This is a genomic window from Faunimonas sp. B44, assembly GCF_052655945.1.
The window spans coordinates 1-10,380 of the sequence record NZ_JBQYEX010000031.1; the positions used below are offsets into that span (position 1 = coordinate 1).

Sequence of the window (10,380 nt, forward strand, 5' to 3'; positions counted from 1 at the left end):
CCTGATGGATTGGGCGGCGGCCGCACTGCTGCTGATCGGCGGCGTTCTGATTGCGATGGCAGTAGGCATTCCGGTAGCCTTCGGTTTCCTGCTGATCGACCTGGTCGGCGTCGTCCTCTTCATGGGCGGTGAGGCCGGCATCAGGCAGCTCGTGAACAACGCCTTCAGCAGCGTGACCGCCTACACGCTGGCGCCCATCCCGCTTTTCCTCTTGATGGGTGAGCTGTTCTTCCACACCGGCCTTGCCGTGCGGGTCTTCGACGCCGTCGACAAGCTGCTCGGCCGGGTACCTGCCCGGCTGTCGATGACGACGGTGGCCGGAGGGACGCTCTTCGCCGCCCTCTCGGGGTCCAGCATGGGCAATACCGCCCTTCTCGGCTCCCTTATGGTGCCGGAGATGAGCCGGCGCGGCTACAAGCCGGTCCTCTCGGTCGGACCGATCATGGGAACGGGCAGCCTCGCCATCCTCATCCCACCCTCGGCGATGGCGGTGCTGCTCGGCTCAATCGCGCTGATCGACATAGGCAAGCTCCTCCTCGCCGGCATCATTCCTGGCCTCATGCTGTCCGGCCTCTACGTGGCGCTCATCGTCCTCATCACCCGGATCGATCCCCAGGCGGCACCGGCCTTCGAGATAGAGGCCGTGCCGCCCGCCGCCAAAGTGCAGGCCTTCGTTTTCGACATCCTGCCGATGAGCCTGATCATCGGGCTCGTAATCGGATCGATGCTGGCCGGCTGGGCGACGCCGACGGAGGCGGCCGCCTTCGGAGCGGTCGGCGTGCTCGCGCTCGCCGCGTTCATGGGCCGTCTGACGCTTGCGGCGATGATCAGCGCCACGACGGGCACGCTCAAGGTCACCGTTATGGCACTCTTCATCGTCCTCGGTTCCGTCACCTTCAGCCAGGTCGTCGCGTTTTCCGGTGCGAGTTCGGGCCTCATCGCCTGGGCGACGGGCTTCGAACTGTCGCCGCTCGCGATGCTGCTGACCATGTTCGTGGTTCTTCTGGTGCTCGGCTGCTTCATGGATCAGATCGCGATGATGATGCTGACCGTGCCGATCTTCTTTCCGCTCGCCAGCTCGCTCGGCTTCGATCCGATCTGGTTCGGCGTCATCGTGATGATGGCGATGGAGATCGGCTACACCACGCCGCCGTTCGGGCTTCTGCTTTTCATCATGCGTGGCCTTGCCCCAGCCGGCATGACCCTGGCCGACATATACGTGGCTGCCATGCCTTATCTCGTCTGCGCTCTGATCGTCGTAGCACTGCTGGTGGCATTCCCCAGTCTCGTCACCTTTCTGAGCTGAGAGCCCACCGCCGACCGAACGCCTTGAACCCGATTGCGAGGAGTGTCCATGTCCAACGACCCGGGAACTGCGCTGGAGAAACGCAACTACAATCACAGTAAGTGGACCGAGAACCTTTTCTCCGAAGTGGTGACTGTAACCGGACCGGGGAAGATGATCTTCCTGGCGGGCATCGGCGCCGAGGGAGAGGAAACCGGCGAGGTCCGGTTCAAGGGCGACATCGTCGGCCAATGCCGGTTCATGTACGAGAAGCTGGCGAAGTTGCTGGAGCGGCATGGTGCGACGATGGCAGACGTGGTCAAGCAGGTGACCTACGTCACGGATGCCCGGTACCGACCCCAGGTGACGCAGTGCCGCCGCGAAGCCTATGCCGGGGCGCCGCTCCCGCCGCATACCTTCCTAAACGTCAGTCAGCTCGCTTTCGAGGAGATGCTGGTGGAGATCGACATCATCGCAGTCGCGCCGCATGCAGGTGGCGCTTGAGCGAGCTTGGACGAGCTTCCCATCCCCCCTCCCACGGCTTCGGCCCGATCACTGGAATGGTGCTCACCCGGCTGGATGCGGGCGAAAGACCGAGGTCGGAGAGGTACCTGTGCATCAGCTCCAGCTGCTTGTTGGCGATGGCGAGCCAGGGCAAGGGCTGAATGTGGTCGGAGGGGAGCTTGATGAGGCAGGCGTCTCCTTGAGCTTCTGCTCAGCCTCGGTCCAGCGGCCAGGCCTGGCGATAGGCGGCGAGCGCGGCCCGGTCGAGCTGGCTGATGATGCCGAGCCGGTACATCTCGCGGGCCGAGCCGCTTCCACTCGGTTCTCGCCGTGGGGAAGGTGGGCCGGGCAGGTCGGCATGGAGTGCGCCGACCTCGGCCCCGCCATGTCGAGCGGCCGCTTGCCAGGACTGCCCTGGGTCAGCCGGAGGGCGGTCGGCTCCTTCGCCAGAATAGGCGGCACGACGCAAAAGGTGGCCAGGATCCAGTGGGTGGTGCCGTGGCCGAACCCGACCCCCTTCAAGCTCTTATGTCAGTTCCGGATATCCTGGAGGAACCAGTCGATCGGGATCTGCATGCCGAGGCCTGCCGCAACCGCGCGCTCGTAGACCAGCCGGCCGACCGCCGCGAACTGCAACCCAGCTGACGTGTTGTGGTAGAAGATGGTCTGCTCCGGTGAGGTCCGGCCGTCGATCTTGCCCGCGATCACGTCCGCGAGCATCGGGTAGTCCGTTGCCTTGTAGCGCCTCCGGTAGGCGTCATCGGTCGGCCGTTTCGCCCGGCTCTCCTCCGAGCCGAGAATGAGATCGGTATAGGCGCCGGTCGCGTTCACGAAGATCCTGTCGACCGTGTCGAATGTCGCGTCGTCCATCTCGTCGTAGCGGCACCGGACGAGAAACACCCCCGGCCGGTGCAGACGGAGCATCTCCGCCTTGTAAACCGGGACCCGGGAATCCGTGCAGGTCGCCACCATGTCGACGTCGGTCAGGGCCGATTCTGTGCTGTCGCACGGGACGACAGGCACACCAAGCTTCGCCGACATCTCCTCGGCGAATTTCTCCCGGTTCTCGGGGGTGGGACTGTAGACCCTCACCTCCTCGAGGTTGCGAACGCAGCTGATCGCCTCGGCATAGGTCCTGGCCATGCCGCCGGAACCGAGCACGCCGAGAACGCTCGCATCCTCGCGGGCAAGATACTTCGCACCCACGCCTGCGGTCGCGCCCACGCGAACGTGCTGCAGGATCCCGTCGTTGAGGAGGCCGATGATCTCCCCGTTTGAGGTGTCGATGAGGATGATGAACCCGCAATAGCGGCCGGGCTCCACGCAGAACCAGTCTTCGGTCTGAACCCCGCGATAATCGGTCCAGCGCATGATGTCCGACTTGAAGCGGAAGGCGAGCGTCGGCGGGTTCGCCATAGCGCCGAGCAGGGAGCCCCAACGGTAATAGTCTCCGACTGCCGCGGTCGGTGACCATAGATCAATGCGGGGCTGAAAAGTGGCCATGCCTTCGGCGTACTGGCGGAGGACATCCTCCATTGCCTGGACGGCATCGCCCATTTCCAGCACGCGGCCGGTGACGTCGTTGTTGATCAGAAGCGCCATTTGAAAAGGATCTCCCGCCGTCCCGGCTGTGCACGAAGGCCCGAGAGGCATGAAACTCGGAAAGGGGAGGGATTGAGTACCCTCCCCCCGCGCTCGTCAGCGTCGGGCAATCAGTTCTCGCTCATGTACTTCCGGGCGACCTCCACCACCTCCGGAGGGGTCGCAAGCGTCTTCTCGATGATTGCCTGGAGATCCTCCCAGCCCGCTGAGGCGAGCGGCACTCCGCGCTGCCTGCAAAGGTCTTGGAATTCGGGGTCGGCGAGCACCTGCTCGAGTGCCGTGCGAAGCACTGCGATGCGGTCCTCCGGCACCCCGTCCGGTGCCACGATTGCCCGGCCGATGCTGTTGCTGGCGGACATGAAGCTGTAGAGCGCACGCTCCTGCTCGGAGGTTGCGAGTTCCGTCAGCAGCGGAACGTCCGGGATGGAGGGATCCTTGGTCTCGCCGATCTGATAGACCAGTTTGGCGTCTCCGCTGCCGTCCACCCAGTCCGGGCGGCTCTCCTGGAACGTGAGCAGACTCGACAGCATGCCGTGCACTTCGGCGCGGTCGACGGCGAGCATGGTCTCACCGGTGCCGGGATACCCCGTGATGACCTTGAACTTGGTCCCCTGGAACTCGTTCATGAGCGTCGGAATGACGAACTGGTAGGATCCGCGGCCGGTCGATCCGAGCAGAACCTCCGTCTGCTTGAATCCGTCCATCTCCGTCGCAGGAGCGTCCTTCCGCACAGCCATTGCGCTGTTCAACGACGAGACGATGCCGATCGGAATGAACTTGGCGGCATCGTAACTCACCTGGTCGGGCGACAGAAGCTGCTGGGTCGCGGCGTTCTGGTGCATCATGTAGATGACCGTGCCGTCTTTCTCGGACGCGTTCGCAACCTGATTGGACGCACGCATTCCGCCAGCACCGCTGACATATTGCGGGACGACCGCCGGTTTGCCGGGAATGTGCTTGCTTAACGCATCCGACAAGAGCAGCGCGTACGTACCGTACGAGCCACCGGCGCTGGCGGGGATGACGAGGCTGACCGTCTTGCCCGCATAGAAGGTGTCCTGCGCCTGAGCGGCCGTCCCGCACAGGGCAAGAGCAAGCGCCGACGCGGCGGCGGCAAACCAGTTCGATCGCATCTTTCTCCTCCCAATCGTTCCATCGTGCATTCGCCACGTGTTTAAGCTGGATATGCACTTTGGAATACCATATTACCAAAATCGGGTTCAGGACAAGCGAAGAGAGGAGTGGCCGAATGCGCAGCGAAGCAGCCGCGGGAGTGGATCGTGCGGGCTACCCCGATCTTCATCAGCATCTCCAGGCGCTGGAGCAGGCCGGGTTGCTGATCCGGGTGGATCGTCCCATCAACAAGGACACGGAGATGCACCCCCTTGTTCGCTGGCAGTTTCGTGGCGGGTTCTCGGAATCGGAGCGGAAAGCGTTCCTCTTCACCAATGTGATCGACAGCAAGGGCAGGACCTACGACATCCCGGTCGTGGTGGGTGCGCTCGCCGCCAGCCGCGAGATCTACCGGATCGGGCTCGGCTGCGAGCTGGACGAAATAGCCTCGACCTGGAGCCGGGCCGCCGCCAACCCTATTCCGCCGCGTATCGTCGAGGTCGCGCCGTGCCATGACATCGTGACCACGGGTAGCGACTTGGACCACGAAGGCGCCGGACTGGACGGAATTCCCGTACCCATCTCGACGCCCGGCTGGGACAACGCGCCCTACACGACGCTTTCGCAGTACATCACGAAGGATCCCGACACGGGCGTCCAGAACATGGGCAACTACCGCGGCCAGATCAAAGGCCGGCGGCGGATGGGCATGAATCCGTCGCTGGAATTGCGCCCCGGCATCTACGCGCACTGGCTGAAGTACAAGGCGCGCGGCGAGCGTATGCCGGCTGCCGTCGTGCTCGGCGCCCCCCCGGTCGTCACCTTTACCTCCACGATGAAGCTCCCGGAGCGGCTCGACGAATTCCACGTCGCAGGCGCTCTGGCCGGGGCGCCCCTGAACGTGGTGAAGGCAAAGACGGTCGACCTGCTGGTCCCGGCCGAAGCCGAGATCGTGATCGAGGGCTACATCGATACCGAATATCTCGAGCCCGAGGCGCCTTTCGGCGAGAGCCACGGCCACGTCAATCTCCAAGAGTTCAACGCGTTCATGGAGGTCACGGCGATCACCCGGCGGCGGAACGCCGTCCTCACTTCCATCATCAGCCAGGTCACCCCCAGCGAATCGAGCCTGATCAAGCGCGTGGCAATGGAGCCGCTGCTGCTCGATCACCTGCGGGAGAATCTCGGGCTCCGCTGCGTCAAGAAGGTCAGCCTGCACGAGCCGCTGACGAACATCCGGAAGGTCGTCCTCATCCACGTCGAGAAGAACACGCCCCGGGTGGAGATCTGGCGCGCGCTCTACGGGCTGGCGAGCCAACACCGGGCCATCGGCAAGTTCGTCATCGCTGTCGACGACGACATCGATGTCGACAACGCCGACTCGATCCTGTGGGCGCTCTCCTATCGGTGCAATCCCGCCCTCGACATGGAGATCATGCGCCACCGCGACCAAGGGCACGGCCCGCGCAGCGAACGCAACGACGGCGAAGACGCGTCCGTCCTGTTCGATGCGACGCTAAAGGAGCCGTTCCCGCCGATCTCGTTGCCCAAGCAGGAATACATGGAGCGTGCGCGGGAGATCTGGGATGAGCTCGGCCTTCCTCCACTGAAGCCGCAGACGCCTTGGTACGGCTATTCGCTCGGCGAATGGGACTCGAACCTCGAGGCGATGGCGGAGCGTGCGGTCGCCAGCGATTACTGGACGACCGGCGACATCATCGCCCAGCAGCGCCGCAAGGATGTCGAGATGAACACCGAGGTGCGCCGCGTGAAGGACTGACCCCGGCTCAGCCCGGCATCCGCCAGCGGGGATCATTCGCAGAATTCAGCCCTGGCAAGCGGGCATTCAAGCGGGGAACGAGATGGACGGCATGCTTTCGGCGGCTTGGGTGGCTCTGGGAAACATGGCGGACCCGCTTCGGCTGTTGATGCTGGCGGCGGGCGTCTGCGGGGGCCTCGTGCTGGGCCTCGTTCCGGGACTCGGCGGTCTCGTCGGGCTGACCTTGCTCTTGCCCTTCACCTATCACCTCGACCCGTACACCGCCCTCGCCATGCTGATCGGCATGCATGCCGTGGTCGCCACATCGGACTCGATACCGGCTGTTCTGTTCGGGGTTCCGGGGACGGTCGGTTCGGCGGCGACCGTGCTCGACGGATTTCCGATGGCCCGGCGCGGGGAGGCCGGTCGCGCTCTTGGCGCCGCCTTCTCGGCATCGCTGATCGGAGGCCTGTTCGGCGCCGTTCTCCTCGCACTCTCGCTGCCCGCCATCCGCCCCGCCCTTCTCTTCGTCGGCGCGCCGGAAATGCTGGCCTTCTGCATTTTCGGCCTGTCTCTGGCCGCGGCCCTCAGCGGTCGACACGTGCTTCGGGGGCTGACGGTCGCCTGCCTCGGATTGCTCCTCGCCATGGTCGGCGAAGACTACCAGTCCGGCACAATGCGCTGGACCCTGGGCTCCCTCTATCTCTGGGAAGGCATTCCGCTTGTCCCGTTCGCGCTCGGCCTCTTCGCAATCCCTGAGATAGCCGATCTCGCTGTCAGGCGAAGCGCCATCGCCGGGCAGGAGCCGTTGTCAACGCGGGGGAAGTTTCAAGGCGTTCGCGACGTCTTCGGCAATATGGGCACGGTCCTGCGCAGTTCCACCATCGGGTCGGTGATGGGTGCAATTCCCGGTTTGGGCTCGGCCGTCATCGACTGGATCGCCTATGGCGCCGCGGCAAAGTCCGTAAAGGGCGCCGCAAACAGCTTCGGCAAGGGCGACGTGCGCGGTGTGATCGCAAGCGAGGCGGCCAACAACGCCAAGGAAGGTGGTGCCCTCGTTCCGACCCTCGCCTTCGGCGTCCCGGGGTCGGCAGGCATGGCGATCCTGCTCGGCGCCTTCCTCATCCAGGGCATCGTCCCCGGGCCCGACATGTTGAGCAAGCACCTCGACGTCACGTACACCATGATCTGGAGCTTGGCCCTCGCGAACCTCTTGGGAGCCGGAATATGCTTCGCATTCGCGCATAGGCTCGCCCAGGTCGCACTGATCCCGATCGGCTATCTTGCGCCTATCATTCTCGCGATCACCTTCGTGGGAGCGCTCCAAGGATCCCATCACTGGGGTGACATGTACGTGCTTCTCGGCGCGGGCATCCTGGGTTACGTCATGCGCAGCCTTCACTGGCCGCGCCCGCCACTGCTCCTGGGATTTGTGCTCGGCACTTTGATCGAGCGGTACCTGTTCACCTCGCTGCAGATCTACGGGGTCGGGCTGCTGGCCCGCCCTATCGTGGTGGTCATGCTGGTCCTGACCCTCTGGGGTGTGCTCAGTCCTGTCCTTGGAGCCGCTCGGCGACGGTCCTCGCCCCGCTCGCTCAGGCTCGCTTTTGGCTTCGTCCCCGGCCGCCTCGGCTGGGACACTGCTTTCGCCATCGGCACGCTCATGCTCTTTGCGGCGAGCCTTTACGACATGTGGCGTTGGCCTTTCGGGGCGCGAGCCGTGCCTGAGATCGTAGCCGTCATCGGCATCGCACTTCTTGTGCTCTATCTGGCCACGAGGCTTTTCGTCGAGGTGCGGACGAGCGGTGACAAGGAACGAGAAGGTGGGGAAATGGACCTCGCCATCAGCCACGAGGCGCTCACGGCACGAGAGGTCGTGGTCCGTTCTCTAGCCTATTTCGGGTGGCTCGGCGGCTATCTTGGCTTGGCGTTCCTGATCGGACCGCTTCCGGCGATCTTCTTCTGGCTCGTTGCCTACATGGTGATCGCATTCGGCGTGCATTGGACGCGCTCTCTCGCTACCGCCACCGGTGTCGCCGGTCTGTTCTATATCCTGTTCATCCGCCTCCTGAACGTGCCTTGGCCGAAGGGCATCATCACTCTTTAGGTTCCCTGAACGGAAACCGCCCGCGCTTTCACCCGCGCTCTTGTCCTCGCAATGGTGCGGTCATTCACCATCGCCTTCGTTCCCCTCGACCCGCTCGTGCGCAATCGGATCACTTGAACGCCAATCCGAAAGGTCTTGTGAACCGTTCGGCGCATTCCGGCCGGCACTGCAGCCTTCGGTTTCTGCGACGGTAACCCCGGCATCCTATCTGGCAAGCTATGATGCCTTCCAAGCTCAAGCGCGTCGCACATAGGGTCTTCGATGGCGAGATCAGGTCGCATCGCGATCTCGTCCGGCATGTGGCGCGGCTGACCCTGCTGGTGGTCGTCCTCGCCGATCTGATCGACGTGATCATCAACCTTGTCGTGGATCCCACGATCCTCGTCCGATCGCTGATCCAGACCACGTTCACCGCGGCGATCATGTCGACGATCTTCATCGGCGCCGTCGCGCGCGCGAACCTGGCGCTCTACCGCACGAACCAGAAGCTCGAGCACCTCACCCGGACGGATCCGCAGACCGGGCTGCTCAACCGGAAGCACTTCTTCGAAGTCCTCGATGACCGGTGGAGCCATCACGCGTCGGGCTGGCTGATCCTGGCGGACATCGACCGCTTCAAGGCGATCAACGACACCTACGGCCATCCGATCGGCGACGCGGTGATCGGGGGGGTCGCCCACATGCTTTCGGAGTGCAACCCCCACCCGTCGGTCGTCGGCCGGATCGGCGGCGAGGAGTTCGGCATCTACCTCTCGCACGGCACCCTGGACGAGGCGAAGCAGCGGGCCGAGGCGATCCGGCTGCTTCTTGCGACGCAGAGCTTCGGAACGCCGCACCGGGCCGTGCAGGCGCGGATAAGCATGGGGATCGCGCCGCTCACCCCTGACCGAACGGTCGAGGACACCTATGCTCTTGCAGACCGCGCGCTCTATCAGGCCAAGCGGAACGGCCGGGATCGCGTGGAGGTGCTGGAGGAGGTCGGGCGCGAGCTCGGCTCGCTCAGGGTTGTCCGGAACACCGTCTGAGCCATTCGCCTTCTCCGGCACCCGGTCGAGGATCCGCTCTGGCGCAGCCCGAGGACGCGCCCTACACGAAGCGGATGAGCGCGTCCGATTCCGCGGCATCTGGCAATACGGCTTCGCTTGGCATGGCGATGATGATCGGCGCGATGCTCATCGCCCCGGGGCTCGACACGCTGGCGAAGCTGCTTCTGGAGCGACTGTCGCCGGCGCAGGTCGGCGTCGGCCGCTTCCTCGCGCAGACAATGGTGCTCCTTCCGATCGTGCTCGCCTCGCACAGGATGTGCAGGCCCTCCGCACTTCATGCCGTCGGCGGCGGCTTCCTCGGACTTTCGCTCCTCTGCCTCAACATGGCGCTTCGCGAGATGCCGGTCGCGAACGCGCTCGCGATCTTCTTCGTCGAGCCCCTCGTGCTCACGGCGCTCGGCGCACTGTTCCTGCGCGAGCACGTCGGGTGGCGGCGATGCGGGGCCATCGCATTCGGCTTGCTCGGCGCAGTAGTGGTCCTTCGGCCAAACATTGCAGCCTACGGTTCCGCTGCCTTCTGGCCGCTGGTCACGGCCGTTCTCTTCGCCTGTTACATGCTCACGAACCGGATCGTCGCCCGGCGGGGCGACCGCCTGGCGCTGCAATTCTGGACCGGGATCTTCGCCATGGCGACCCTTGCCGCAGCGCTCGCTATCGGTCTCGCCGCCGCATCCGATCCGGGATTGCTCCTCATGCCGACCGGCCGCGAGCTCGCACTCTTCCTGATGATCGGTGTGCTCGCGGCAATCGTTCACGGCCTGATCGTTGCCGCTCTCGCGCAGGTCGAAGCCGGGTTGGTTGCTCCCTTCCAATATCTGGAGATCGTCTCGGCCACACTCCTCGGCTGGCTCGTGTTCGGCGACTTTCCGGATGCCGTCACCTGGATGGGAACCGCCATCATCGTCGCCGCTGGGGTCTATCTCTTCCGCCGAGAGCATCGGAATCCGTCCGCTCGCTAGCCGCT

Annotated in this window: 8 protein-coding genes; 6 read left to right on the top strand and 2 right to left on the bottom strand. The window is 64.5% G+C overall.

Annotated features, from left to right (window positions below):
- On the top strand, nt 1-1,306 hold a 1,306-nt coding region (locus ACUN0C_RS19795; RefSeq protein ID WP_445468135.1), incomplete at its 5' end, for a TRAP transporter large permease.
- Between the two features lie 48 nt (nt 1,307-1,354).
- Nucleotides 1,355-1,789, top strand: coding sequence for a RidA family protein (locus ACUN0C_RS19800; protein WP_445468136.1), 435 nt, complete (start codon nt 1,355-1,357; stop codon nt 1,787-1,789).
- 531 nt (nt 1,790-2,320) lie between these two features.
- Here the strand turns inward: ACUN0C_RS19800 and ACUN0C_RS19805 are convergent.
- Both ACUN0C_RS19805 and ACUN0C_RS19810 read right to left on the bottom strand, forming a co-directional pair.
- Nucleotides 2,321-3,391 carry an ornithine cyclodeaminase family protein gene (locus tag ACUN0C_RS19805; protein ID WP_445468137.1) on the bottom strand — a complete coding sequence of 357 codons (1,071 nt, stop codon included), beginning with the start codon at nt 3,389-3,391 and terminating at the stop codon, nt 2,321-2,323.
- Nucleotides 3,392-3,501: 110 nt separating this feature from the next.
- A complete protein-coding gene (locus tag ACUN0C_RS19810; RefSeq protein WP_445468138.1) occupies nt 3,502-4,524 on the bottom strand; it encodes a Bug family tripartite tricarboxylate transporter substrate binding protein in 1,023 nt (340 codons plus the stop codon).
- Nucleotides 4,525-4,640: 116 nt separating this feature from the next.
- Between ACUN0C_RS19810 and ACUN0C_RS19815 the strand changes: the two genes are divergently transcribed.
- From ACUN0C_RS19815 to ACUN0C_RS19830, 4 genes are all read left to right on the top strand, one after another.
- Nucleotides 4,641-6,284: a UbiD family decarboxylase gene (locus tag ACUN0C_RS19815; RefSeq protein ID WP_445468139.1), complete on the top strand. Its 1,644-nt coding sequence runs from the start codon at nt 4,641-4,643 to the stop codon at nt 6,282-6,284.
- An 82-nt stretch (nt 6,285-6,366) separates the two neighbouring features.
- Nucleotides 6,367-8,370 carry a tripartite tricarboxylate transporter permease gene (locus tag ACUN0C_RS19820; RefSeq protein ID WP_445468140.1) on the top strand — a complete coding sequence of 668 codons (2,004 nt, stop codon included), beginning with the start codon at nt 6,367-6,369 and terminating at the stop codon, nt 8,368-8,370.
- A 221-nt stretch (nt 8,371-8,591) separates the two neighbouring features.
- On the top strand, nt 8,592-9,395 hold the full coding sequence (locus tag ACUN0C_RS19825; RefSeq protein WP_445468141.1) for a GGDEF domain-containing protein: 804 nt from the start codon (nt 8,592-8,594) through the stop codon (nt 9,393-9,395).
- A gap of 122 nt (nt 9,396-9,517) precedes the next feature.
- Nucleotides 9,518-10,375, top strand: a complete 858-nt coding sequence (locus tag ACUN0C_RS19830; RefSeq protein ID WP_445468142.1) for a DMT family transporter — start codon at nt 9,518-9,520, stop codon at nt 10,373-10,375.
- The last annotated feature ends 5 nt before the right edge of the window (nt 10,376-10,380 follow it).

Coding starts and splice junctions, on each gene's coding strand:
- ACUN0C_RS19830 (WP_445468142.1), top strand. CDS start 9,518: ATGGCGATGATGATCGGCGCGATGCTCATCGCCCCGGGGCTCGACACG.
- ACUN0C_RS19800 (WP_445468136.1), top strand. CDS start 1,355: ATGTCCAACGACCCGGGAACTGCGCTGGAGAAACGCAACTACAATCAC.
- ACUN0C_RS19805 (WP_445468137.1), bottom strand. CDS start 3,391: ATGGCGCTTCTGATCAACAACGACGTCACCGGCCGCGTGCTGGAAATG.
- ACUN0C_RS19815 (WP_445468139.1), top strand. CDS start 4,641: ATGCGCAGCGAAGCAGCCGCGGGAGTGGATCGTGCGGGCTACCCCGAT.
- ACUN0C_RS19825 (WP_445468141.1), top strand. CDS start 8,592: ATGCCTTCCAAGCTCAAGCGCGTCGCACATAGGGTCTTCGATGGCGAG.
- ACUN0C_RS19820 (WP_445468140.1), top strand. CDS start 6,367: ATGGACGGCATGCTTTCGGCGGCTTGGGTGGCTCTGGGAAACATGGCG.
- ACUN0C_RS19810 (WP_445468138.1), bottom strand. CDS start 4,524: ATGCGATCGAACTGGTTTGCCGCCGCCGCGTCGGCGCTTGCTCTTGCC.